The organism is Ruegeria sp. AF7, assembly GCF_056541885.1.
Map to the genome: position 1 here is coordinate 1 of NZ_JBQFYX010000003.1, position 25,575 is coordinate 25,575.

Consider the following 25,575-nt stretch of genomic DNA (forward strand, 5'->3'; position numbering starts at 1 on the left):
GACCCTGACACCCGTCGAGCTGTTGCGGCAAAACGCTCCGGCCACCCGTCCCATAATCGCCCTCAGCGAAGGCAACGACCCCCGCATCACAAAAGGGGCCATCAACGCGCAGAGGGCCAATCTGGCTGATATCATTCTGGTTGGCCCGCACGCCGAGGTCGAAGCAGCCCTGAAAGATCAGGGGGCTGCTGCCTCTCAGGGCGTTGAGATCCATGACCCCAAGACTTCGGACCTGACCGAAGAATTTGCCCAGACCTTTTTCGAACTGCGCCAGCATAAAGGCGTCGATCGGTCCAAGGCACGTGCTGCCGTTGAAACACCCCCCGTCTATGCCGCCATGCTGGTGCGCAGCGGACGCGCCACCGGCACTGTAGGAGGGGCCGTTCACACGACCGGCGATATTGTCCGCGCAGCCATCCAGGTGATTGGCATGGCCCCCGATGCAGGAATGGTGTCGTCCTTTTTCCTGATGTACCCGCCGGAAAACGCTCAGCCCGGGGCGCGGGCGATGCTGTATTCCGATTGCGGGCTGGTCATCAATCCGACCGCGGGCGAGCTGAGCAAGATCGCCATCGCGTCCGCCACATCGGCCCGGACGCTGCTGCAGGTCGATCCAAAGATCGCGATGCTCAGCTTTTCCACCAAGGGCAGCGCCAAGCATCCCGATGTGGACAAGGTGATCGAGGCCACTGAGTCGCTACGCCAGGCCGCGCCAGATCTGAACGTCGACGGTGAACTGCAATTCGACGCCGCCTTTGTACCTTCGGTTGGTGAGCGTAAATCACCGGGTTCGTCTGTCGCCGGGCAGGCCAACGTGATGATCTTTCCCAACCTTGATGCTGGCAATATCGGCTACAAAATCACCCAAAGACTGGGGGGCTACACCGCCATTGGTCCGGTCTTGCAGGGGCTGGCCAAACCCGCCAACGACCTGTCCCGCGGATGCAGCGCCGAGGATGTGACCCAGATGATCGCCGTGACCGCGCTGCAGGCAACTGGACTGTAACACTTAATTTTCGCACCGTTCCCGGAACGATGTTCTAAAGTACCGAGGAAACTGACAAAATCCTCCTGACATAACCAACTGGACCCGCAAATGACCCATCAGCAGCCGATCCTTGATACGTCACCGAAAGTCTCGGACGAAATCCGCAGGACCACCTGCTACATGTGCGCCTGCCGATGCGGCATCAACGTCCACATGAAAGACGGCAAGGTTGCTTATATCGAAGGCAATCGCGACCACCCGGTGAACAAGGGTGTCCTGTGTGCCAAGGGATCCGCCGGGATCATGCAGGTCAATGCCCCCTCGCGCCTGCGCAAGCCACTGAAACGGGTCGGCCCGCGTGGCTCGGGTGAATTTGAAGAGATCAGCTGGGACGAAGCGCTGGAACTGGCGGTCAGCTGGCTGGAGCCAATCCGCAAAGACAACCCGGAAAAGCTGGCCTTTTTCACTGGACGGGACCAAAGCCAGAGCTTCACCAGCTTCTGGGCGCAAAATTTCGGAACTTGCAACTATGCGGCGCATGGAGGCTTTTGTTCGGTCAATATGGCTGCGGGCGGCATTTATACGATGGGCGGCGCATTCTGGGAATTCGGCCAGCCTGATTGGGACCACACCAAACTGTTCATGTTGTTTGGCGTGGCCGAAGACCACGACTCCAACCCGATCAAAATGGGTATTGGAAAGATCAAGGCGCGCGGTGCACGTGTTATCGGCGTCAACCCCATCCGCAGCGGATACAACGCCGTCGCTGATGATTGGGTCGGCATCACACCGGGAACTGACGGGCTGTTCATCCTGTCGTTGATCCATGTGCTGATGAAAGCCGGAAAGATCGATCTCGACTATCTGAGCCGCTACACCAATGCCCCGGTTTTGGTGGACGCGTCCGAAGGCGCCGGAAACGGCCTGTTCCTGCGCGACGATGACGGAAAGCCTCTGGTCATCGACCGGAATACAGGCAAGCTGACGGCCTTCGACACGCCTGGCGTTCGCCCGGATTTGTCGGCGGTCTACGAAAACGACGGTGTCGTTCATCGCCCTGTATTTCACTTGATGGCGGAAAAATACCTGTCCGAGGAGCACGCGCCCGAAGCTGTTGCCGAAAAATGCGGTATTCCCGCCAAGCGCATTCGCGCGATTGCTTCGGAACTGGCGCGCGTCGCCTTTGACGAGGCGTTCGAGCTGGATCACGAATGGACCGATTTCCGGGGCGAGAAACACACCAAGATGATTGGCCGCCCTGTTGCGATGCACTCGATGCGTGGCATTTCGGCTCATGCCAATGGTTTCCAGACCTGCCGCGCGCTGCATGTGCTGCAGATCATCCTTGGCACGGTCGAGGTTCCCGGCGGCTTCCGCTTCAAGCCCCCCTACCCCAAACCGGTCGAGGCGCACCCGACACCGCATTGCAAGGTGACGCCTAACTCGCCCTTGGATGGCCCGCACTTGGGGTTTGTCCGCGGCCCGGAACACCTTGCACTGAAGGAAGATGGCAGCCCCGCACGGATCGACAAGGCGTTCACCTGGGAAAACCCGATGTCCAGCCACGGGCTGATGCATATGGTGATCTCGAACGCACATGCGGGCGACCCGTATAAGATCGATACGCTGTTCATGTACATGGCCAACATGTCGTGGAACTCGACCATGAACACCAAGGGTGTCATCGAGATGCTGACGGACAAAGATGAAAACGGCGATTACGTGATCCCGCGCATCATCTATTCGGACGCCTATTCTTCCGAGATGGTGGCCTACGCGGACCTCATCCTTCCGGACACGACCTACCTCGAACGCCACGACTGTATTTCGCTGCTGGATCGCCCGATTTGCGAGGCGGATGCGGCCGCTGACGCAATCCGCTGGCCTGTGATCGAACCGGACCGCGACGTGCGCGGATTTCAGTCAGTATTGATCGATCTCGCTAACCGCATGAAACTTCCGGGTTTCACCCATGAAGACGGCAGCGCAAAATGGGTCGATTACGCCGACTATATCGTCAATCACGAACGCAAGCCGGGTATTGGCCCGCTGGCCGGATTCCGCGGTGAAAATGCCAACAAGGAAGGACGCGGAGAGGTCAACCCGGATCAATTGAACCGATATATCGAAAACGGCGGTTTCTACGTGGCGCATATCCCGCAAGGCGCGGATTACTACAAACCATGGAATGCGGCCTATCAGGACTGGGCCGTGGGCATGGGTCTCTATGACAGCCCGCAGCCATACCTATTCCAACTCTACTCCGAACCGATGCGCAAGTTTCAGCTGGCAGCCGAAGGCCATGGCGACCGACAGCCGCCTGATCATTTGCGCCAGCGGATCAAAGACACGATGGACCCGCTTCCGATCTGGTACGAAACCGATCAGCACGGCAACGACGGCTTCACGGTCAACGCGCTGACCCAGCGCCCGATGGCGATGTATCACAGCTGGGGCACGCAAAACGCCTGGCTGCGGCAGTTGCACGGGCGAAACCCGCTCTATGTTCCGACCAGGCTGATGCGCAAGCACGGCCTGAACGACGGAGATTGGGCCAAAATCACATCCCCTCATGGTGAGATTACGGTCCCTGTGATGGAAATGGCCGCGCTGAACGACAACACCGTCTGGACATGGAACGCCATCGGCAAACGCAAAGGCGCCTGGGCCCTGCAAGAGGACGCGCCCGAGGCCACCAAGGGTTTCCTGCTCAACCACCTGATCCACGAATTGCTTCCGCCAAAAGGCGACGGGCTACGTTGGGCCAATTCCGACCCCATTACTGGTCAGGCCGCATGGTTTGACCTGAAGGTGAAAATCGAAAAGGCCGACGCGCCCGCCGATGCCCAAAGCCAGCCTCATTTTGACCCGATCAAATCACCGGTAGGAACCGGCCCTGCGAATTTGGCGTGGAAGGTGGGCAAATGACCCGGATCCGCACTTCATCTGGCCACAAATATCCCGGGGGTGAATTGAGCCGCAGGCTCAAGAGGGGGCTGGCCCCCTCACCCGTCCTCAACAGCACAGGTATCCTGACATGACCCAGCTACCGAACTCCACCGAGCGCAAGATGGGTCTGGTGATCGACCTGGACACCTGCGTTGGTTGCCATGCCTGCGTGATTTCCTGCAAAGGCTGGAACACGGAAAATTATGGCGCGCCGCTGTCCGATCAGGATGCCTATGGCGCCAATCCTTCGGGCACTTTCCTGAACCGCGTGCATTCCTACGAGGTGCAACCGGCGGAAGGGCACGCGCAACTGATCCATTTCCCTAAATCCTGCCTGCATTGCGAAGATGCGCCCTGTGTTACCGTGTGCCCGACCGGGGCCAGCTACAAGCGGGTCGAAGATGGCATCGTGCTGGTTAATGAAAGCGACTGTATCGGGTGCGGCCTGTGTGCCTGGTCCTGCCCCTATGGCGCGCGTGAACTGGACAAGGCCGAGGGGGTGATGAAGAAATGCACACTCTGCGTCGACCGGATCTATAATGAGAACCTGCCCGAGGTGGACCGGATTCCCTCCTGTGTCCGAACCTGTCCGGCGGGCGCGCGGCACTTTGGCGATCTGGGCGATCCGGACAGCGACGTCAGCAAGCTTGTTGCGGACCGCGGCGGAATGGACCTGATGCCCGAAATGGGCACCAAACCCGTCAATAAATATCTGCCGCCGCGCCCGAAAGACACGGTGGAAGATCAGATCGACATCCTGGCCCCCCTGTTGGCACCTGTCGCTGAAGAGCCCAAGGGCTTCCTCGGCTGGCTCGACAAGACGTTGGAGAAACTCTGATGCATCCTGCACCCTCCGTCATCCTCTTTACCACCCTGTCCGGTCTGGGCTTCGGCCTGCTCTTCTTTCTTGGTCTTGGCCTTCCGGCTGTCTCGGGTTGGGTGGCCTTTGTGTTCTTCGCCATTGCTTACGGTCTGGCCGTCGGAGGGCTGATGGCCTCGACCTTCCATCTCGGCCACCCGGAACGGGCCTGGAAGGCTTTTACTCAATGGAAAACGAGCTGGCTCAGCCGTGAGGGCTGGTGTGCCGTGCTCGCCCTGGTCGTCATGGGGCTTTACGCGATTGGCGTGGTGTTTCTGGATCGGCAATGGAGCCTGCTGGGTTGGATCGGAGCGTTGATGTCACTGGCGACCGTGTTCACGACATCGATGATCTACACGCAACTCAAGACCATCCCGCGCTGGAATATGAACCTGACCCCCGCCATGTTCCTGAGCTTCAGCCTGGCGGGTGGTGCGTTGCTGGCGGGCCAGACACGTGTTGCTATTCCGCTTCTGCTGATCGCCGCTTTGGTTCAATTCTTGTATTGGAAGAATGGCGACAAAGCGCTGGAGGCATCCGGAACGGATCTGGGTACGGCGACAGGTTTGGGTAACCGGGGCACAGTCAGAGCCTTCGAGCCACCGCATACCGGTACCAACTATCTGCTGCGCGAGTTTGTTCATGTGGTCGGGCGCAAACATGCCGAAAAGCTACGGGTGATCTCGTTTGTATTCGCCTTTGCCCTGCCGGTTCTGTTGCTGGTCCTGCCATTCAATCATTTCCTGGCCCTGCTAGCCGTGGCATCGCATCTGGCAGGTGTCGCGACCTCGCGCTGGTTGTTCTTTGCGCAGGCTGAACATGTCGTTGGGCTTTACTACGGTAAGCGTTGAGGGGGCTCTGCCCCCGCCGCGGCAAGCCGCGACTCCCCCGGGATATTTTTGGCCAGATGAAGTTTGAATCCTGAAAACCAAAAAGGCGGCACTCGGTAGTCGAGGCCGCCTTTTCCGGTTTCTGAAGGCCGGGTTAGATGAGGCCCGCGTGTGCCATTGCCGCATCAATCGCGGCTTTTGTGTTGTCTTCCAGCTCAGTCAGAGGTGAGCGGACTTCGGTGCTGCAAAGGCCCAGTTTGCTGAGCGCGTATTTGGCGCCGACCAACCCGGGTTCTATAAAGATCGCTTCGTGCAGCGGCATCAGCTTGTCCTGGTATTCCAGTGCCTTTGCATAATCGCCCGACAATGTGGCCTGCTGGAATTCAGCGCAGAGCCTGGGGGCCACGTTTGCGGTGACTGAAATGCATCCGACGCCGCCATGGGCGTTGAAGCCAAGTGCGGTGGCGTCTTCGCCGGACAGTTGGCAGAAATCTGCGCCGCAAGTTGCACGCTGCTGGCTGACACGCGCCAGATCGCCCGTCGCATCCTTGACCCCGACAATACGCGGCAACCGGGCCAGTTCGCCCATGGTGACAGGGGTCATGTCGATGACCGATCGTCCGGGAATGTTGTAGATGATGATCGGAATATCCGCAGCCTCGTGCAGGGCTTGGAAATGCGCGATCAAGCCGCGTTGAGTCGGCTTGTTGTAGTAAGGTGTGACAACCAGCGCCGCATCGGCACCAACTTTTTCGGCGAACTGAACGAACCGGACGGCTTCGACCGTGTTGTTCGACCCGGCACCGGCAATAACCGGCACACGGCCAGCAGCCGTTTTGACCACTTCTTCGATGACCGTTTCGTGTTCGTCGTGGCTGAGCGTCGGGCTTTCGCCGGTGGTTCCAACAGGCACCAACCCGGTCGAGCCTTCGGAGATCTGCCATTCGACCAGATGTTTAAGCGTCTTCAGGTCCAACTCGCCGTTGTTGAACGGAGTGACGAGGGCTGGCATCGAGCCTTTGAACATGACACGCTCCTTAAGGTGCACATTGCGGTTTTTGCGCCTCGGCCTCTCACGTTTCCAGCTTTGTGAGTTGATCCCGGCGGCGCAGGGTTTATCCTCACAGGCTCTATCCTCGGTTGGTTGGGAAATGCAAGGGATGACACGCTTTCTGGCACTGTTGACTGGTGTGATTCTATACGCAGCGGCGACACCGCAAGCCGCACGCGCGGACGCGGCCGGTGATTTGCGCGCGGGGCTTTATGAAATGCGCAAGGGCGACTGGAACGCGGCGCTGCGCGTATCGGGCCAGCGCGGCTCGGTCTCGCGCGATGTCATCGTCTGGCACTGGTTGCGTGAGGGGTTTGGCAGCTCGGGCGATGTGCTGGTGTTTCTCGAACGCCGCGCGGACTGGCCCGGTCTGGATTGGCTGCGCCGCAAGAGTGAGCCGGTCTTTACCGGGGTCGATCCGGACAGGGTTGTGAAGTTTTACGCTGGCTTACCCCCTCAGACTGCTGAAGGCGCGCTGAACTATGCGGTGGCCCTTAAGGCCAAAGGACGCATTGGCGAGGCGGAAGCCGATATCGTGACAGCCTGGCGTACCATGCCGATGGGGTCGGGGTTGCAAAAGGACTATCTGGAGAATTTTGCCAAACTGCTGAAGCCGCACCATGCCGCGCGGCTGGACCGGATGCTGTGGGATGGCCATTTGGTCAGCGCAGAACAGATGCTGCCCCTGGTCACCACCGATGAGCGCAAGCTGGCCGAAGCGCGAATCGCGTTGCAGAAACGCCAGCCGGGCGTAGACGGCAAGGTGGCGGCGGTGCCGAAGTCGCTGGCAGATGCGCCGGGGCTGGCATTCGACCGCTTTGTCTGGCGCGACAAGAAAGAACTGGATGACAGCGCCGTCGACCTGATGCTGGCACGTTCAACCGGACCGGAGGCCCTGGGCGAGCCTGACAAATGGGCCGAGGGACGCCGCCGTCTGGCCCGGCTCGAGATGCGATCGGGGCGGGCAGCGCGTGCTTATGACGTGGCCGCCAAGCACCATATGACCCCGGAAATGGGATATTCCTATGCGGATCTGGAGTGGCTGGCCGGGTTTCTGGCCCTGCGCAAGCTGAATGACCCTGCCACAGCTGTGCGACACTTCCAGAATTTTTCGGATGCCGTGCAATCGCCGATCTCGAAAGGGCGCGGCGGCTATTGGCTGGGGCGGGCTTACGCCGAGCTTGGGGACGCAGACAAAGCCTATGAGGCCTATGCGATGGGCGCGGATCATCAGACCTCTTTTTATGGTCTTCTGGCGGCGGAACGGATCGGTCGGCCATTTGACAAGGAACTGGCCAATCCGCGTCGCGCCCCGCATTGGCGTCAGGCAGAATTCGCCGATTCCAGCGTTCTGGAAGCCGGGCTGCTGTTGCTGAAGGCCGGGGAAGACAACTTGTCCGAGAGGTTCCTGACCCATCTTGTCGAAGGTCTTGACCCTGTGCAGGCCAATCAGTTGGGCGACCTTGCGATCGAGCTGAAACAGCCGCATCTGGCCGTCATGATCGCCAAGCGGGCAGCGACCACGGGCACCGTTTTGCCTGCGGCCTATTACCCGGTTCATCCGGTGGCCGACATGCGTCTGCCAATGGCCAAGGAAATGACGCTGGCCATCGCGCGGCGCGAAAGCGAATTTGATCCGGTTGTCGTCAGCGGCGCGGGTGCGCGCGGCCTGATGCAAGTGATGCCTGCAACAGCCAAGCTGGTGGCCGGAGAACTGGGGATACTCAACGGCCATCAGACCGGTCGATTGACGTCGGACTGGCAATACAATGCCAAACTTGGCGCCAACTATCTTTCGGGCCTTGCGACCGAGTTCAACGGGAATGTCGTCATGATGGCAGCCGGATACAATGCCGGTCCAAAGCGCCCGATCTCGTGGATGGAGCGCTATGGTGATCCGCGCACCGGCGAGGTGGATATCGTAGACTGGATCGAGACCATTCCGTTCAATGAGACGCGCAATTATGTGATGCGCGTGACCGAAAGCCTGCCGGTCTACCGCGCTCGTCTGGGGCAGCCCGCCCTGCCGGTTCCGTTTTCGCAGGAACTGATCGGATCATCGCTGGCGGCGTTCGCGCCATAAGGTAAACAGCCCTGCGGCCACAACAATCGCTGCGCCCGCGACAACTTCGGGGCGCAGTTTTTCACCAAAGATCGAAATCCCCAGAATCGCGCTCCAGACAAGGTGGAAATAGGCGAAAGGTTGGACGGCGCTGGCTTCGGCCATCTCATAACATTTGATCAGAAGCCAATGACCCGTTGCCCCGCTGACGCACAGCAACGCCATCCACAGCCAGTCGCTGCGGGCCATTGGCTCCCAGAACCACATCCCAAACAGGGTCATGGCGACGGCGCCAACGACCCCGGTCCAGAAAAAACTGGTGGCCGTGCTGTCCTGACGCGCGACATAGCGCGTCAGCAGGCCGTAGATCGCAAACAGAAATGCCGAGATCAGCGGTATGACGGCCCAAGGATCAAAAACACCAACGCCCGGCTGCAGAATGATCAGAACACCAATGCAACCGACACCGATCGCAACCCAGCGCCGCCATCCGACCTGTTCGCCCAGAACCGGACCGCTCAGCGCGGCGACAAGCAGGGGATAGCATATGAAAACGGCCATACTGTCGATCAAACCGAGCACTGTGAAACCGAACACGGCGACGCAGATCTCGGTGGCCAGCAGCAGGCCCCGCAATATTTGCAACCCCATCTGGTTCGTCTGCATGGCTGCCCTTAACCCGCCTGAGGATCGCGCCGCCAGTGCAATGACAAAGGCCGCGAAGAACCAATAGCGGATCATCACCACCATGTAGGTGTTATAGGTTCCGGCCAAATGGCGTGAGATGCCGTCCTGCAAGGCAAAGACAATCGTCGCGCCCACCATCAGCGCGATACCCGCACCTGCATTGTTTTTCTGCGTCATGCCTTGAGCGCCCGCGTCATGTGCCGCTTGCGGCCATAGCCGGATGTACGGGTGACGGTGAAACCGGCATCCTGAAGCCCGCGTCGAACAAACCCGGCGGCCGTATATGTGGCTGCCGTGCCATCGGTGGCGGTGTGCGCCGCCACTTGCTGCATCAGCTCTGCCCCCCACAATTCAGGGTTCTTGGCAGGAGAGAACCCGTCTAGGAACCAGGCGTTGGCCATGCCTGCCCATTGCGGCAGGCTGTTGCGCGCATCGCCGATGATCACGTCGCATTGAAGGGTTTCAAGATTGCACGCGTGACCTGTCCAATGGGCCAGAAACCGGTTGCTCCACGGGTGTAACTCGGGGAAGGCCTCAAGCGCGCGACGCATATCATCCGTGGCCATGGGAAAGGCTTCGAAACTGGTGAACCGAAGTGGCCCTGTTTGGCCGGATCTCTCCCATTCGGACCAAACCGTCAGCAGGTTCAGACCGGTGCCAAAGCCCAACTCGGCAATATGAAACCCCGGCGCAAAGCGTTCTGGCAGACCGTTGCCTGCCAGAAACACATGGCGCGTCTCTTCCAGCCCGTTCTGCAAAGAGTAATAGGGATCGTCGAAACGGTCCGAGACCGGTATCTGATCCTCGGTCCACGTCAATTCGGCATGCTGGTCTGCCATCGGGGAATCCTGTAGCTAAGCGGCGCGACACTGAACAAGGAAAAGGGAATTGGCAATGGTCGATGTGACGGTTCGCGGGGCGGGAATTTTCGGCCTGTCCATCGCTTGGGCCTGCGCCCGGCGGGGCGCGAAGGTACAGGTCGTCGACCCTTTTGGGCCGGGCTCCGGGTCCAGTGGCGGTCTGGTGGGGGCCTTGGCCCCGCATGTGCCCGAAAACTGGAATGCCAAGAAAGCTTTTCAATTCGACAGCCTGATCATGGCCGAACCCTTTTGGCAGCAGGTCGAGGGTACCGGCGGCGTTTCCCCCGGCTATGGCCGTCTGGGCCGTCTTCAACCCATTCCTGACACCCGCAGCCTTGATCTGGCCCGGCAACGCGAAGGTTCAGCCGATCAACTTTGGCAGGGGCTGGCAGAGTGGCGGGTGATCAGCACATCGCAGGCCGGATCGTGGTGCCCGCCCAGCCCCACCGGCTTTGTCATCCGCGATACACTGACAGCGCGCATGCATCCCCGGCGGGCCTGCGCCGCTCTGGTTGCAGCCCTTGAGGTGATGGGCGTTCACGTTGTCAGTAACGCTGATGATAAAGGACAGGTTGTCCACGCCACGGGCCTAGCAGGATTACTGGAACTGAACGACGCCTACGGAAAAACCGTCGGAAACGGTGTCAAAGGCCAGGCCGCCCTGTTGCGCTTTGATGCAGGAGAGATGCCACAGCTATTCGCAGATGCGGTCCATATCGTGCCACATGCGGACGGAACGCTTGCAATCGGATCAACGTCTGAACGGGATTATGACGACCCGACCAGCACAGACAGTGCTTTGGACGATGTCATAGACCGCGCCACGCGTGCGCTGCCGCTTTTGCACGGGGCCGAGGTGATCGAACGTTGGGCCGGGGTGCGTCCCCGCAGCAAAAGCCGCGCCCCGATGTTGGGCCTGCATCCATTGCACCAGGGCCAGTTCATCGCCAATGGCGGCTTCAAGATCGGCTTTGGCATGGCTCCGAAAGTTGCCGAGGTTATGGCCGATCTGATGCTGGAGGACCGGGATTCGATCCCCGATGACTTCCGCCCCGAAGTCTCACTGTAATAGGGCCACAGCCTTCATGCATTGCCGCCCGTCCGGGCCGCGCACCCACATGTCCTGACCGTTCCGGCACAGCTGGGCAGTCTCGAAATGCATCAACGGTGAGGTCGCACGGAAAGAAAACGACTTGAGTGGTCCGCCAAGATCAACTGCAAACAGCATCAGAAGCTGCGCCAGAAGTGGCCCGTGCACAACCAGCCCTGCATATCCTTCCACATCACGCGCATAGTCCAGATCGTAGTGAATGCGATGGCCGTTGAAGGTCAGCGCCGAATAGCGAAACAGCAGGGTGGAATTAAACTCGACCGCGCGGATATCCGTTTCATCCGTGCGCGATTGGGGCGGCGCCGGAGCCATCACACCCGGTGCGGGGTCTTCACGATAAACAAGATCCTGCCATTCTGTCAGACAAAGTTGGCCGCCTTGCCGTATCTCGTGCCGCAACGTGACAAAACCCAACGGGCCGGACCGCCCCGCTTTTGCGCTTTGGTTTTCAAGAACCGATGTCCTGTCAGCAGGGACACCCGCGATCAGCGGTGCATGAAATTCCAATTGCCCACCGGCCCACATTCTGCGGGGCAATCCCATATCCGGGATCAGGCCACCCACCTTGGGATGCCCATCCCGCCCCAGCGCGGCAGGTGGTTGCGGCGCCCAGAAATAGAGCTGATGGAAGAATGGCGGCAGAGTTGAGCCTTTGGCAATAGTTGGCTCAGAGCCCAACGCAACCTGAAACGACGCGGCACGGGCCGGGTCAAGAATATCGCTTTGACGCTGTTCCAACATATGGGCAGTCCAAGCTCAGAAACCGGCCTCGGCCCTGAGTTTCTGCATCAGCATGTGCAGTGAATTTTCATATCGCTCGGACAACAACCTTCCCTGATCGTCGAACTCATTCGAACTGTCGGCGAGGTGGATTTCCGGACCCTGCAAGATGCGGGGCTGAAAGGGTACCATGCAGGCGCGCAGGATCATCTGTGCCCTTTCCCCACCCGCGCGGCCACCCGCGGCCGACATCACGGCAACCGGCTTGCCCGCCCACGGATTGCCTTTCGTCCGGCTGACCCAGTCCAGTGCGTTTTTCAGAACTCCCGAAGGCCCTTTGTTGTACTCGGGCGTCGAGATGATCACCGCATCCGCCTGCCCGATCTGGTCGGCCAGCATCTGAACAGGTGCCGGTATCCCTTCGGCATCCTCCAGATCGCCATCATAAAGCGGCAGGTTCAGGTCTGCTTCGGTATAGCTGACAGGGTCGAATAACCGGGCCGCTTCGCGCAGCAGTTTGCGGTTCGTCGCGCCCTTGCGCAGGGAGCCGGACAGGCCAAGCAGGGTCGGTTGAGACATCAGGGACAACTCCGTTTCAGTGTTTCCCAATAGTTAGACCGAGATTGACCCTGACCAAACCCCCATTGACGCACAGTCATTGCGCAACAGGGGCCGGGCCAGACCGGTCCCGCGTTTCAGGATCACGCGTTTCCGCTGGGGACCACAACAATCTCAACTCGACGGTTTTGCGCTTTTCCTTGCGGCGTCAGGTTGGACGCGACCGGGTTGTTTTCACCCTGACCGTAGGTTCTGATACGGCTGTAGCTGACACCATTGGCTTGCAGGATATCCGCGACCGCGTTTGCGCGACGCTCGGACAAACCCTGATTATAAGACGCGTCACCATCGCTGTCGGTATGACCGATAATCTGCACGTTCGAGTTGGGATAGTTGACAAGGTTCTGGCCCACTTTCACCAGATCCGCCCGCAGCGCCGGGCGCACGGTCGAGCTGTCTGTGTCAAACGTAATGTCATTCGGGACAGTCACGATAAGCCGGTCACCCGCATTGACGATTGTAATCCCGTCATTCGCCAGTTGTTGGCGCAACTCGGCAGCCTGCTTGTCCAACTGGTTGCCGATCAGACCGCCACCGGCGGCACCAATGGCGGCGCCGGCCAGCGCCCCAAGACCCGGGTTCGAATTATTGGCAATCGCGCCGACACCCGCACCGATAAGGCCGCCCAGAACCGCACCCTGCTTGGTATTTTTGTTGGGGTCGTTCTGCACGGTCAGGGTGCCCGGATCGGTACAGGCCGTCACGGCCATGATTGAACACAAGCCTGTCGCCAGGAAAAACTTTGAAATCGTCATGATATCACCTTCTGCTCCGGTACCCGTTCTTCGGGCTTGATCCATTTCACCCAGTATATCACTGCGCTTGCTCACAGGCTCAAGCAACAATGCGGTGAAATCGGCGAATACCCGCCAAAGGTCATTCATACCGGTTCCGCAAAGGTGCCCGCGAGTTGTTGCTCCTGCCAGAGATCGCGCAAAGATTTACCTTGCCCCAGAAATCCTTCGTCAGTGAATTCACTGGACCAGATGCGATCGGTTCTGAAATGGCGAAAGCCGTTTCGCATCTCGCACCACCCTGCCAGCAACGTACATTCGACATGATAGATCAGCGCCAGTGGGCGCACCACGCGGATGGTTTGTTCGCCTTCACCATCTATGTAAGTGATGCGGATTTTCCGTTCTGCCCGAATAGCTTCGCGGTAATGCGAAACAGAAACACACCCCTTCTCGGGATCATCCGCCGGAGCCCCCCAGGGTGAAACCTGCAACCAATCGGTCGGGCTATGCAGAGCATCGATCTTCTGACAGATCCGACTGGCGGCGCGCTGCAGGTGGCTGTCGCCGGTGCGCGCCAGAAGAGAAAGGCCAACCCACAGGGCTTCAACCTCTTCCGCGTCGAAGTTCAGCGGCGGCAGATCGTAACCGCGCCGCATCATGTAACCGACACCGGCCTCACCTTCGATGGGTGTTCGCTGGGCCTGCAATTCGGCAATGTCACGATAGACGGTGCGGATGGACACCTCTAGCCGGGTGGCCAGTGCTTCTGCCGTGACCGGCGCACTTGCGGCCCGCAAGATTTGGATGATTTCAAACAAACGGGTCGAACGGCGCATCGCATTCTCCTGACACTCTGCTGACACCCTAGCACACCCCACTGACAACATGCTGTCAGCAGTGACGCGCGATAATGGGTGGATATCACACAAGGAGCCAAGAAATGCCGCACCTCGACAACCACGTCATGATGACACTGAAACTTGGCCAATGGTCACAGGACCACACACTGCGTGCCTTCGAGATTGAACGTGAGATCGCGCAGGAGCGCCATCGCCGCCAATCGGTTTCGACGAAACGAACAAGACGCATTTCGCTGGGCAACCTAAAGATGCTGTGGGCCAGAATTGCCTGAGATCAGAAATCGGGCTGGGCGCGAAACTTCATCGAATGCCCGCCCTCGGGATGCTTCAGGCGCAATTCTTCGGAATGCAGCATCAATCTGGGAAACTCCCTCGCCGCACCTGTTGCATAGAACGGATCGCCCAGGATCGGGTGACCCAATGCCTGCATATGAACGCGCAGCTGATGAGACCGCCCGGTTTTGGGAAACAGGCGCACGCGAGAGGTTTCGCCCTCATGTTTCACAACGCGCCAATCGGTGACCGCAGGTTTGCCCGTATCATGACACACCATTTGTCTGGGTCGGTTGGGCCAGTCCACGATCAACGGCAGGTCAACCGTGCCGGTCTTTGGCTCCATTCGCCCCCAGACACGGGCAACATAAGTTTTCCGGGTCTGCCGCTTTTCGAACTGCATACTCAGATGCCGTTGCGCATGGGGTGTTTGGGCAAAAACCATGACACCTGATGTGTCCCGGTCCAGTCGATGTACAAGCAACGCCTGAGGGAAAGCCGCCTGCACGCGTGTCAGAAGGCAATCAGCCAGATGATCGCCCCGCCCCGGCACGGAAAGCAGGCCCGACGGTTTGTTCACCACAATCAGCTGCGCATCTTCGTGCAGCACGTCCAGCGCGGTTTGCGGGGGGGCATAGGTTTCGCTCATGCGGGCCTGCCTATCTCAGCACGCTTCTTCCCGCAACGTCGTCCTTGCGCGTCCGCCCATGTTCGGTGAACTTCTGCGCAGGAGGACAGGACATGCACCCGACAATTGAACGACTACAAGAGGTTGTCGCCAAGGGCGATGAGGCGCTGATCCACGATCTGCTGGCCGAAGATGTGAAGTTCCTTCCACCAACCTATTTCAGCACCTGGACCGGGCGCGCACCTGTGGCTGCCGTTCTTGGCCATGTCGGGCAGGTCTTTTCCGACTTCCGGTATCGCCGGATCATGGGCGCCGGCAACGATTGGGCGCTGGAGTTTCAATGCAAGATTGGAGATCTGGACGGCATTGGCGTTGACCTCATTACGCTGAACGAGGACGGTTTGATCCAAATCTTCGAAGTCGCCATGCGCCCCTACAAAACAGTCGGCGCTTTGCGCGAGGCGATGATGGCGCGCGTGATGACTGACGCTCGTTTTCTGGAATTCAAAAACGCCCTGACGTGACCTGATGATGCGCACCCTGATAGCACCCGACCAGGTTCTACGTGTGCCTTTGTTGCCCGTTCTGGCCACGCAAGCCCTTTTGGTGCGCCGTAACGCCCGGCTTTTGCCAGAGCCAACTGGCCCGCGAGAGGGCCGAACAGGGCGTGGCCCCCGCCTGCGTTTGCTGATCACCGGCGATAGCTCGGCGGCCGGAGTGGGCGCGGGAACTCAGGCGCAGGCCTTGTCGGGACAGCTTGTGGACCGGCTGGCCAGACATCACACGGTTGAGTGGCAACTTGAGGCCACCACAGGGTACACGACGCTGGATACGATTGACCGCCTGAGGGGCATAAAGGGCGAATTCGATGCGGTGGTCACGGCTTTGGGGGTGAATGACGTCACCCGCGCCGTCTCTTGCCGCACATTTGCGGATCGCCAGGCGCAGCTTATCAACATCCTGTCAAACGAACTGGGGGCGCGGCGAATAGTCATCACCGGCGTTCCGCAAATGAACAGGTTTCCGGCCCTGCCACATCCATTGGCCTGGGTGCTTGGCCGTCAGGCTGCGCGGCTGGATAATGCGTTGCAACAGGTTGTGTCCGTCCATCCCCATGTGCTGCACCTGAGGCTTGATCTGCCCGACGACCCGGCCCTGGCGGCACCGGACGGCTATCACCCAAGCCCCCGGGCCTATGCGCTGTGGGCAGATGCTGCAGCACGCCTGTTGCTTCAGGCCTGAGCCCGCGCCTGCCGGATCAATGGGATCGAGTAAATGACCAAAGCCACCCAGATCAGGGGGAATGCGATCATGCGTCCGGTGTCGATCTTCTCACCAAACAGAGTGATGGCTGTAATGAAAATCATAGTCGGCGCAATGTATTGCAGGATACCCATTGTCGACAGGCGCACCAGCTTGGCCCCGTTCGCATAGACCAACAATGGCACCGCCGTGACGATACCGGCGCAGGACAACAATACGGTATCAGACATCGCTACGCCAAAATGACCTGTGCCTTGCACGCCCAGCCAGGTGACATAAGCCAAGGCCGGGATCAAAAGGATCAGAACCTCAAGCAGGAAACCTTGGTTTGGTCCTATCGGCAGTGAACGTTTGAAAAACGCGTAGAACCCCCAGCTTACCATCAAACCAAGCGCCGCCCAGGGCAACCGCCCAGCCTCGAGAACAAGTACAAGAACGCCCAACGCGGCAAGCCCCACCGCGAACAGTTGGGTCCGTGTCAGGGGCTCACGCAGCAGAATTGCGCCCAACGCAATACTGAACAGCGGGTTGATGTAATACCCCAACGCCGCGTCCAGCGCGTGCCCCGTCGAGATCGCCCAAACATAGATCGCCCAGTTCACGGAAATCAGCGCCGCCGTCAAAGCCGCCATGGCCAACATCCGGGGATTACCGAGTGCCGCCTTCAAGTCCCGGGTGCGCCCCAGTGCGACCAGCAGCAAACCTGCAACCGGAACAGACCAGATAACCCGATGCGCCACCACCTCGACCGGTCCAATGTGATCCATCGCCTTCATGTAAAGAGGCAGAAATCCCCACAGGACATACGCCGTGACAGCCAAAGCCAGACCTTTGGGCGTGTCTTCATTCTGAGGTGATAAAGGCGAGGCTGTCACGAAGGGTCTCCGGTTGATACCGGTTTCGTTTACGGCAGAACTGAACGGATTGAAAACTCTGAAAACAGTGAAGTGTCACATAAAGATTTGTGATAAGTTAGCTGACCGCAGCTATTGCCCCCAAAAATGCGAGGCTCTGCCTCTCGCTCCGGGATATTTTAGGCCAGATGAAGTGCGGATCTCTTGCTTCACTTGGCTCCAAATATCCCGGGGGAGTCGCCCGGCACGGGCGGTGGGGGCAGAGCCCCCTGCCCTGTCTGTCAGACCTTCACCCGTTCAGATTTCGGGTCATACATCGGTTTAAGCGATGCTTCGGCTTTGACCTTCACGCCGCAAACATCGATCTCATAGGTTGAACCCAAAACGTCCGCGGCCTTTTCACCTTCGCATGGTACATAGCCCATTCCGATGGCACCACCGAGGCTATGACCGTAATTGCCGGAACTCAGGTAGCCGACATATTCGCCATCACGCACGATCGGCTCGTTGTGGAACAACAGCGGTTCAGGGTCGGTCAGACGGAACTGTACCAGACGGCTTTTCGGGCCGCTTTCTTTTCGTGCAATCACCGCCTCACGCCCGATGAAATCACAGCCTTTGTCCACCTTGACGGCAAAGCCAAGACCAGCATCAACCACGTGATCCTCACAGGTGATATCGTGGCCGAAGTGCCGGAAACCCTTTTCGATCCGGCAGCTGTCCATCATGTGCATACCACACAGCTTCAGCCCCATGTCCTGACCAGCCTCATGCAGGGTCTCAAAGACGTGGCCCGCCATGTCTGAGGAAATATAGATTTCCCACCCAAGCTCACCCACATAGGTCACGCGATGTGCACGGGCCAGGCCCATTCCGATCTCGATCTGCTGGGCAGTACCAAAGGGGTTGGTCGCGTTTGTGAAATCGTTGGGCGAGACCTTTTCCAGCAGAGCCCGGGCGTTTGGCCCCATGACAGCGAGAACGCCTTCACCCGCTGTGACATCTGTAATGACCACGTTGAAGTCCCCGACATGGCGCATCATCCATGTCTGATCCGCCAAGCGCGTGGCTGCAGGGGTCACGACCAGATAGGCGGTTTCGGTCAGGCGGGTTGCGGTGACATCCGCTTCGATCCCGCCTGTGCGGTTCAAAAACTGCGTATAGACGATCTTGCCGACAGGGACCGAGTAGTCACCCCCGCCAATATAGTTCATGAACTTTTCGGCATCAGGGCCTTCCACACGAATCTTGCCGAAGGAAGACATGTCATACATGCCCACATTCTCGCGCACGGCTCTGTGCTCGGCAGCGGAATTCTCGAACCAGTTCTGGCGCTTCCAGCTGTACTGGTATTCGCGCTCCTGCCCTTCATTCGCGTACCAATTGGCCCGTTCCCAACCAGCGATTTCACCAAAAACGGCGCCCTGTTCTTTCAGGTAATGGTGGAACGGGGTTCGGCGCACACCGCGTGCCGTAGCTTTCTGGCGATAGGGGTAGTGGTCGGCGTAGAGCAGCCCCAACGTTTCTTTTGAGCGTTCATAAAGGTATTTCTTATTGCCCTGAAACGGCTGCATCCGTCCGATATCAACATCGCCCAGATCAAAGGGCTTTTCACCGGTATCCATCCACTCGGCCAGCGACATGCCCGCGCCACCGGCGGACTGGATACCGATCGAGTTGAACCCGGCCGCGACCCAGACATTGTCCATCTCAGGCGCCAGACCCAGGTGATAGGCGTCGTCGGGAGTAAAGGATTCAGGGCCGTTGAAGAAGGTGTGAATACCCGCCTCGGACAGCATAGGCATCCGGTTGCAGGCCGCTTCGAGGATCGGCTCGAAGTGGTCGAAATCTTCGGGCAATTGGTCGAACTCGAAGCTGTCGGGAATACCGTTCATCGCCCAAGGTTTGGCATTGGGCTCGAATGCGCCCAGCATCATTTTGCCTGCATCTTCCTTGTAGTAGGCGCATTCATCTGGCACCCGCAGAACCGGCATCTGGCTCAACCCTTCAATGGGTTCAGAGACGATGTAGAAATGTTCGCAGGCATGCAGCGGCACATTCACGCCAGCCATCTTGCCTACCTCGTGTCCCCACATTCCCGCGCAGTTAACAACCATATCGCAGGCGATATGCCCTTGGGTTTGCCCATCATCACTGACCCAGTCGACACCGGTTGCACGGCGTCCGTGCCGGGAAATCCCTGTCACCTTCACCCGTTCCTTGATCACCCCACCGCGTTGACGCGCACCCTTGGCCAACGCCAAGGCAATATTAGCAGGATCCGCCTGGCCATCGGTTGGCAACCAGACGCCACCTGCCACGCCGTCGAGGTTGATGTGCTCATATCGCTCTTTGACTTCAGTCGGAGAAAGCTCTTCGACCGGAACGCCAAAAGCGCGGGCCATTGCCGCATTTCGGTGAAGCTCTTCCAACCGCTCACTTGTCAGGGCAACCGAAACGGACCCGACCTGACGGAGGCCGGTGGCGACGCCGGTCTCTTCCTCAAGGCCCAGATAAAGTTCGGCGGAATAGCGCGCCAGTTTGGTCATGTTGGAAGACGCGCGCAGTTGCCCGATCAGACCCGCCGCATGCCAGGTGGTGCCGCTGGTCAGTTGCTTGCGCTCAAGCAGAACAACATCGGTCCAGCCCTTCTTGGTCAGATGATACGCGACCGAACATCCGATGACGCCGCCACCGATGATGACCACTCGGGCCTTGCTGGGAAGATCAACCATCCTGAAATCTCCGCTGTGTCAGGTTTGGCGTAAACTGCCACGGAAGATCGACAACAAATGCACCAAAAACGTCACAAGATCAGCATTTTTCACCGATGTGTCGCGGCCCGTTTTTCCCGCCGAACGACAAAGGGAGTGACTCCGAAGAAGCTTTTGTAAACAGAGGAAAACCCGTTCGGAAAACCGCAGGCCAACCCGATTTCGCGAACGCTCATAGTGGTGTTCAAAAGCAGGTTGTTGGCCTTGGCCAGCCGCATTTCGCGATAGAATCCGTTGGGTGTGGTGCCAAAGAAGGTTTTGAACTTACGCTCGAGTGAGCGGTTCGACAGTTGCAGCGATTCGACGATCTGATTGATCGGCAGAGGGTCTTCGATATTGGCCTGCATGAGCTTGATGCACTGATCCAGCTTCACATCTCCGGTCGCCGTCAACTTTACCCCCGAGAAAGGCTGCATCGAGGCGAAATCCCGGATGTTTTCATGCAACATGATGTCCGCCACGGTCATCTTTGCAGGCCCTGAGATATGGCGACCGATTACTGCCAGCGCGATATCTGTTGTCGCCTCCATTCCGGCACAGGTCACAACTGCGCCCTGTTCGGTTGCAATCGACAGTTTGGCTTCAAACCGGGCCCCGCGTTCCCGCAGGAACGAGGCGTTTTCCCAGTGAGTTGCCAAGTCATCTGAACCCTGTTCGTCGATATACCGGCTGGCCGCTTCCGCCAGCAGAAACACCTTGGCATCGCGGAAAGTATAGTCCGACACCACCCGCCCCAAAGACAAGTCCGGGTGATCCGGGTCAGAATTGCCGATCACGAAAAGATAATTCGCCTTGGGCTGGTTCTGCACGGGTTCCGTTTGCACCACCGCGTCGCTGCTGCTGGAGATCGGGCCACCTCTGAGCGACCGATAGGCAAAAGTGAACGGCGGCTTCGGACACACACGATTTGCCAGCCTGAGAACCTCGACCAATGAGGCCAGTTCAAGCAGCACAAATCCGGGTGCGACCAGAATATCGAAATGTTGCTGTATCGCCTGCGGTGATTCAGAAGCAACTTTCCTCATCGCTGTCACCTTAGACGATCTCGTGCCCGGCAGCACGCAACCGCTTGGCCAGCGCTTCGATGTGGTCCGGGCCAATTTCGCAGCACCCGCCGACAATCGTGGCCCCCTGATCGACCCAACGCATGACGTGATCCGCATAGGCATCGGGATCAAGATCATGGCGCTGATCCAACGCATCCACTGTCGGCGCGTCCTTTAGAAACTCATCTGAAATATGTGTAAAGCCGTTGGCGTAAGCACCATAGGGCTTGTTCATGCCGGACAGGATGCCCAGAGCAGCCGGGATCGCTTCGGGGCGCGAACAATTGATCAGCAGCGCGTCAGGCGAAAACTCTTCTACCAAAGACGCGACATCCCTGAGTGGTTCGTCGGACCTGAGGCGACGGCCATCGTCGTCATTGACCGTGAATGACAGCCAGACTGGTTTGCCACATCCGGTCGTTCCACGCAGCGCGCCCTCGGCCTCCTGCACCGAAGATACTGTCTCGATCAGAAACAGATCGACGCGTGCAGCCATCAAGGCCACAAGTTCAGCGAATTTTTCCGCCGCATCTGCCGGGTCGGGATTCAGGTCGGGTCGGTAAGAAGCCAGAAGCGGCCCCAGAGACCCGGCAATCCGCCCCCCGGTCGAAGTACAGGCACGTTCGGCCTGCGTCAGGGCAGTGTCGATAAGGGCGGGCATCTGGTCCTCCATCCCCACCCGTACAAGGCGTGAGCGGTGGACGGCGTAGGTATTGGTGGTGGCAACCGTGGCACCACTGCGGAAGTAGTCGCCATGCACCGCGCCGACCAGATCAGGGTGGTCGATCATCACACGTGTGGACCATAGCGGCGTCGCCCGGTCTCCGCTGCGTTTGACCAGTTCCTGTCCGATTGAACCGTCCAACAGAGTGATCTTTGTCATGTCCTTGCTCCTTAAGGCAGCAGCACGAGTTTACCCGGAAGGGTCTTTGCCTGAAAATCAGCCTGTGCGCGGGCGATATCCTTCAACGGGTAGGTTCGGGAAACCAGTGGTTTGATCCGTCCGGTATTCATCAACTCCACAAGGCGGCAAAAGACTTCGGGCGCCTGATGCGTGCAGCCGTGGATGGTGATATCGCGCAAATAGATGTCTCGCAGATCAGCCTCGACAATCGGGCCGGCAATTGCCCCCGAAACGGCGTAGTGCCCGCCGGGTTTCAGGGCAAGGATCAGCGATGCCCATGCGGGCCCGCCCACCACATCTATAACTGCGTCGAACATATCCTGCGGCGGCAGCTCATCCCGGCCAAATGTGCCCAACGCGCCTTGGGATTTGACGACCTCTGCCTTCGCTGCCGCCGTCACACCCCAAACCGACGCTCCGCGCAGCGCAGCAAGCTGCACCGCCGCCAGACCAACGCCGCCTGACGCGCCGGTGATCAGAACCTTTTGCCCTGCCGTCACGCCCGCGCGCGTCAGCAGGTTTTCGGCAGTACCAAAGGCACATGGAATGGCCGCAATTTCCACGTCTGACAGGGGCGATGCACTTACGTCATAAAGGTCATTTGCTTCAACCAGACAGTATTGGGCAAAAGCGCCATCAATCTCAGACCCGAGCGCAATAAAGCCCTGAGGGCTGCCGGGGCGCGGACGCGGCAGGTTGATCGGGCAAGTCACGCGCTGGCCCTTTTTGAACCCCGAGTTTGGCCCGACCTCTACAACGATCCCGCACAGATCGCCGCCCTGAATGCGGGGAAAGTTCAGTGCACCGCCCCACCCTCCGGCTTCAACATCCTGATCGACGGCATCCGTCCCGCCGGTGACATCCGATGAATACCAGCCGATCCGCGTATTGATATCCGTGTTATTGACACCTGCCGCGGCGACCCGAACAAGTACCTGCCCCGGCCCAGGGGCCGGGACAGGGATATCGTCGCGCCATTCCAGCGCCTCTGGCCCGCCATGGCCGGTCAGATAGACGCCAGACATGGTCGCCGGAAGCGTCACGCGCGCAACCGCTCGTTCTCGGGGTCCCAGAGCGGCTGGTCCAGCTCTACCACGGCGCGGCATTTCTGGCCGTAGATTTCGACCTCAAGCTCAGTTCCCGGATTGGCAAGCTCGGCTCGGATCATGCCCAGCGCGATGGATTTACCAACACGGTAGCCCCATGCGCCGGATGTGGTTTCGCCCACGATCTCATCGCCATGCCAGATGCAGGACATATACGGCGCGTCGCAATCGCCCGCATCAACAGTCAGGGTGACGAAGGACTTTTTCACGCCTTGCTGCTTTTCGTTCAGGATTGCGGCCTTGCCCGGGAAGTCCTGCGGTTTGTCCAGCTTGACGAAACGCTCCAACCCGCCTTCAAGCAGGGAATAGTCGGTCGACAGATCGCCCTTCCAGGCGCGGTACCCCTTTTCGATCCGCAGCGAGTTCAGCGCATACATCCCGAACGGCTTGGCACCGGCATCGATGATCGCGTCGTAGATCGCAGGCATATCCGCATTTTCAGCGTGAACTTCCCAGCCCAGCTCACCAGCGAATGAGACACGCAGCAGAGCGACCCATCCGCCTTTGATTTCGCTTTCCTGAAAGCTGAGCCACGGCAAGGTCAGATCGGCCTCGGTAACTTTGCTGAGAATGTCCCGAGATCGAGGCCCGGTAACGATCAGCGTGCTCATCCGCGTTGTCCAGTCTTCCAGCGTGAACTCGGCATCGGCAGGTATGTGACGCACAAGCCATTCACGGTCATGCCATTGCGCGGTCGCTGCAGTGACCAGAACGAACAGGTCTTCGGCCTCGCGCGTGACCGACATTTCGGTCAGGATACGCCCGCGGTCATCTGCGAAGTAAACCAGCCCAACCCGACCAATCTTGGGCAATGCCCCTGCAACCAGACCGCGCAGCCATTCATCAGCACCCGGCCCCTGTATTTTGAACCGCGAGAAGCCCGGCAGGTCCAACACGCCACAATGATCGCGCACGGCCTCACATTCTTCCTTGATCCGCTGTTCCCACGGTCCGGACCGACCCCAAGTATGGGTCGCGTCCAGCGAGGTGTCATCGCCGGGCTGTGCAAACCAGTTGGCGCGTTCCCAGCCGCTATAGGCCCCCATGACACCGCCGTGCGCGATCACCTTGTCATGCACGGGCGACAGCTTCTTGTCTCGTGCGGCAGGCCATTCATGGTGCGGGAAGTGCATGGCATATTCGTTGCCATAAACTTCCATGCCTTTCTGGTTGCAATAATCCTGATCGGTGTAATCGGTATAGCGGCGCGGATCGACGGCCCACATATCCCATTCGGTCGCGCCATCAACGACCCACTCGGCCAGAACCTTGCCTGCGCCACCGCCCTGCGCGATGCCAAACGTGAAAGTATGTGCTTCGAACGCGTTCTTGACGCCGGGCATCGGGCCGATCAAAGGCAGCCCGTCAGGCGCGTAAGGGATCGGCCCGTTGATGACGCGTCCAACGCCCGAGGTTGCCATCAGCGGCACTCGCTCCATCGCATCGGTGACGATATCTTCGATGCGGTCCAGATCGTCATTCCACAGCTGAAAGCTGAAATCATCCGGCATCGGATCGTCTTCGGTCATCCAGTGGCCCTTGCAGTTCGGCTCGTAAGGACCAAGGTTGAAGCCGTTCTTTTCCTGCCGCAGGTAGTAAGAGACATCCACATCACGCAGCAGCGGCAGCTTGGCACCGCTTTGCTTGGTCCATGCTTCGATCTCGGGGATTTCATCGGTCAGCAGGTACTGGTGACTCATGACCATTGCCGGAACGGTGCGGCCACCGAAGGGCTTGAACCATTCACCCACACGCTGCGCATAGTATCCGGCTGCGTTCACAACATAGTCACAGGCTATATCGCCTTTGTCCGTGTGCACGGTCCAGGTGTCGTCATTATGCTGCGTCACGCCAGTCGCCGGGCAGAAACGGATGATCTTCTGCCCCATATCGCGCGCGCCCTTGGCCAGCGCCTGGGTCAGCTGCGCCGGATCGATGTCGCCATCCGTCGGATCGTAGAGAACACCTTCAAGGTCATGCGTTTCCAGGAAGGGATAACGCTCTTTCGCTTCTTCCGGGGTCCACATTTCCATCGGGATCCCCTGATAACGGCCCATCGCCATGGCGCGCTCGAATTCCTGCACACGTTCTTTCGAATGCGCCAGTCGGATCGAACCGGTCTGGTGGTAGTTCATCGGGTAATCGACTTCCTCGCCCAGACGCGCATACAGCTCGGTCGAGTAGCGCTGCATGTTCATGATCGCCCATGAGGTCGAGAAGGTCGGAACGTTCCCTGCAGCATGCCAGGTCGACCCGGCAGTCAGTTCGTTCTTTTCCAGCAGAACACAATCGGTCCAGCCTTTCTTGGCAAGGTGATACAGCGAGGAAGCCCCCACCACACCGCCTCCGATAATGACCACGCGGGCTTTTGTTGGAAAATCACTCATGCGTTTTG

The 25,575-nt window shown here is 59.1% G+C and carries 23 protein-coding genes; 9 read left to right on the forward strand and 14 right to left on the reverse strand.

The annotated features are described in order from the left end of the window. From pta to ACR0AP_RS08385, 4 genes are all read left to right on the forward strand, one after another. The coding region (gene pta / locus ACR0AP_RS08370; RefSeq protein ID WP_480506385.1) for a phosphate acetyltransferase at nt 1-1,006 on the forward strand (1,006 nt) is incomplete at its 5' end. 90 nt (nt 1,007-1,096) lie between these two features. Further along, on the forward strand, nt 1,097-3,916 hold the full coding sequence (locus tag ACR0AP_RS08375; protein ID WP_480506386.1) for a molybdopterin oxidoreductase family protein: 2,820 nt from the start codon (nt 1,097-1,099) through the stop codon (nt 3,914-3,916). A gap of 109 nt (nt 3,917-4,025) precedes the next feature. Next, complete coding sequence (locus ACR0AP_RS08380; RefSeq protein ID WP_267363598.1) at nt 4,026-4,775, forward strand: 4Fe-4S dicluster domain-containing protein; 750 nt, start codon at nt 4,026-4,028, stop codon at nt 4,773-4,775. Continuing rightward, on the forward strand, nt 4,775-5,647 hold the full coding sequence (locus tag ACR0AP_RS08385; RefSeq protein WP_480506387.1) for a dimethyl sulfoxide reductase anchor subunit family protein: 873 nt from the start codon (nt 4,775-4,777) through the stop codon (nt 5,645-5,647). The genes ACR0AP_RS08380 and ACR0AP_RS08385 overlap by 1 nt, the downstream gene beginning before the upstream one ends. A 133-nt stretch (nt 5,648-5,780) precedes the next feature. Here ACR0AP_RS08385 and dapA read toward each other — a convergent pair whose 3' ends face one another. Further along, a complete protein-coding gene (gene dapA, locus ACR0AP_RS08390) occupies nt 5,781-6,653 on the reverse strand; it encodes a 4-hydroxy-tetrahydrodipicolinate synthase (RefSeq protein ID WP_480506388.1) in 873 nt (290 codons plus the stop codon). A gap of 133 nt (nt 6,654-6,786) precedes the next feature. On the opposite strand from dapA, the gene ACR0AP_RS08395 reads away from it, so the two are divergent. Next, complete coding sequence (locus tag ACR0AP_RS08395; RefSeq protein ID WP_480506389.1) at nt 6,787-8,760, forward strand: lytic transglycosylase domain-containing protein; 1,974 nt, start codon at nt 6,787-6,789, stop codon at nt 8,758-8,760. On the opposite strand, the gene ACR0AP_RS08400 is transcribed toward ACR0AP_RS08395, so the two are convergent. Further along, complete coding sequence (locus ACR0AP_RS08400; protein ID WP_209504943.1) at nt 8,734-9,603, reverse strand: DMT family transporter; 870 nt, start codon at nt 9,601-9,603, stop codon at nt 8,734-8,736. The two genes, ACR0AP_RS08395 and ACR0AP_RS08400, sit on opposite strands and share 27 nt — an antisense overlap. Continuing rightward, the gene (gene mnmC2, locus ACR0AP_RS08405; protein WP_480506390.1) at nt 9,600-10,265 is read right to left on the reverse strand and encodes a tRNA (5-methylaminomethyl-2-thiouridine)(34)-methyltransferase MnmC2; all 666 of its coding nucleotides are present in this window, start codon (nt 10,263-10,265) and stop codon (nt 9,600-9,602) included. Before mnmC2 ends, ACR0AP_RS08400 begins: the two co-directional genes overlap by 4 nt. Nucleotides 10,266-10,320: 55 nt before the next feature. On the opposite strand from mnmC2, the gene ACR0AP_RS08410 reads away from it, so the two are divergent. Then, nucleotides 10,321-11,355 (forward strand): NAD(P)/FAD-dependent oxidoreductase, encoded by a 1,035-nt coding sequence (locus ACR0AP_RS08410; protein WP_480506391.1) that lies wholly within the window; start codon nt 10,321-10,323, stop codon nt 11,353-11,355. On the opposite strand, the gene ACR0AP_RS08415 is transcribed toward ACR0AP_RS08410, so the two are convergent. The 4 genes from ACR0AP_RS08415 to ACR0AP_RS08430 all read right to left on the reverse strand — a co-directional run bounded on the left by ACR0AP_RS08415 (nt 11,347) and on the right by ACR0AP_RS08430 (nt 14,308). Further along, entirely contained in the window at nt 11,347-12,138 is a 792-nt protein-coding gene (locus ACR0AP_RS08415; protein ID WP_480506392.1) for an HTD2 family dehydratase, read from the reverse strand. The genes ACR0AP_RS08410 and ACR0AP_RS08415 overlap by 9 nt on opposite strands. A gap of 15 nt (nt 12,139-12,153) precedes the next feature. Next, nucleotides 12,154-12,696 (reverse strand): NADPH-dependent FMN reductase, encoded by a 543-nt coding sequence (locus ACR0AP_RS08420; protein ID WP_480506393.1) that lies wholly within the window; start codon nt 12,694-12,696, stop codon nt 12,154-12,156. A 122-nt stretch (nt 12,697-12,818) separates the two neighbouring features. Continuing rightward, nucleotides 12,819-13,490, reverse strand: coding sequence for a YiaD family glycine zipper/OmpA-like lipoprotein (locus ACR0AP_RS08425; RefSeq protein WP_480484182.1), 672 nt, complete (start codon nt 13,488-13,490; stop codon nt 12,819-12,821). Between the two features lie 125 nt (nt 13,491-13,615). Further along, the gene (locus tag ACR0AP_RS08430) at nt 13,616-14,308 is read right to left on the reverse strand and encodes a helix-turn-helix transcriptional regulator (RefSeq protein WP_480506394.1); all 693 of its coding nucleotides are present in this window, start codon (nt 14,306-14,308) and stop codon (nt 13,616-13,618) included. 104 nt (nt 14,309-14,412) lie between these two features. Here ACR0AP_RS08430 and ACR0AP_RS08435 point away from each other — a divergent pair, with 104 nt between their 5' ends. Further along, nucleotides 14,413-14,604 (forward strand): hypothetical protein, encoded by a 192-nt coding sequence (locus ACR0AP_RS08435; protein ID WP_267363584.1) that lies wholly within the window; start codon nt 14,413-14,415, stop codon nt 14,602-14,604. Nucleotides 14,605-14,606: 2 nt separating this feature from the next. On the opposite strand, the gene ACR0AP_RS08440 is transcribed toward ACR0AP_RS08435, so the two are convergent. Beyond that, nucleotides 14,607-15,254 (reverse strand): RluA family pseudouridine synthase, encoded by a 648-nt coding sequence (locus tag ACR0AP_RS08440; RefSeq protein WP_480506395.1) that lies wholly within the window; start codon nt 15,252-15,254, stop codon nt 14,607-14,609. Between the two features lie 92 nt (nt 15,255-15,346). Between ACR0AP_RS08440 and ACR0AP_RS08445 the strand changes: the two genes are divergently transcribed. Together ACR0AP_RS08445 and ACR0AP_RS08450 are read left to right on the forward strand one after the other, a co-directional pair. After that, nucleotides 15,347-15,757, forward strand: coding sequence for a nuclear transport factor 2 family protein (locus ACR0AP_RS08445; RefSeq protein WP_480506396.1), 411 nt, complete (start codon nt 15,347-15,349; stop codon nt 15,755-15,757). 4 nt (nt 15,758-15,761) lie between these two features. Next, the gene (locus ACR0AP_RS08450; protein ID WP_480506397.1) at nt 15,762-16,475 is read left to right on the forward strand and encodes an SGNH/GDSL hydrolase family protein; all 714 of its coding nucleotides are present in this window, start codon (nt 15,762-15,764) and stop codon (nt 16,473-16,475) included. On the opposite strand, the gene rarD is transcribed toward ACR0AP_RS08450, so the two are convergent. The 6 genes from rarD to ACR0AP_RS08480 all read right to left on the reverse strand — a co-directional run bounded on the left by rarD (nt 16,466) and on the right by ACR0AP_RS08480 (nt 25,567). Continuing rightward, nucleotides 16,466-17,371: an EamA family transporter RarD gene (gene rarD, locus ACR0AP_RS08455; protein WP_480506398.1), complete on the reverse strand. Its 906-nt coding sequence runs from the start codon at nt 17,369-17,371 to the stop codon at nt 16,466-16,468. The two genes, ACR0AP_RS08450 and rarD, sit on opposite strands and share 10 nt — an antisense overlap. Before the next feature lie 260 nt (nt 17,372-17,631). Next, nucleotides 17,632-20,085: a GcvT family protein gene (locus ACR0AP_RS08460; protein ID WP_480506399.1), complete on the reverse strand. Its 2,454-nt coding sequence runs from the start codon at nt 20,083-20,085 to the stop codon at nt 17,632-17,634. Between the two features lie 89 nt (nt 20,086-20,174). Further along, the gene (locus ACR0AP_RS08465; RefSeq protein WP_480506400.1) at nt 20,175-21,149 is read right to left on the reverse strand and encodes a GlxA family transcriptional regulator; all 975 of its coding nucleotides are present in this window, start codon (nt 21,147-21,149) and stop codon (nt 20,175-20,177) included. 10 nt (nt 21,150-21,159) lie between these two features. Then, entirely contained in the window at nt 21,160-22,053 is an 894-nt protein-coding gene (locus ACR0AP_RS08470) for a homocysteine S-methyltransferase family protein (protein WP_480506401.1), read from the reverse strand. 11 nt (nt 22,054-22,064) lie between these two features. Next, nucleotides 22,065-23,099: an alcohol dehydrogenase family protein gene (locus ACR0AP_RS08475; RefSeq protein ID WP_480506602.1), complete on the reverse strand. Its 1,035-nt coding sequence runs from the start codon at nt 23,097-23,099 to the stop codon at nt 22,065-22,067. A 14-nt stretch (nt 23,100-23,113) separates the two neighbouring features. Next, entirely contained in the window at nt 23,114-25,567 is a 2,454-nt protein-coding gene (locus ACR0AP_RS08480; RefSeq protein ID WP_480506402.1) for a GcvT family protein, read from the reverse strand. Nucleotides 25,568-25,575 lie beyond the last annotated feature (8 nt).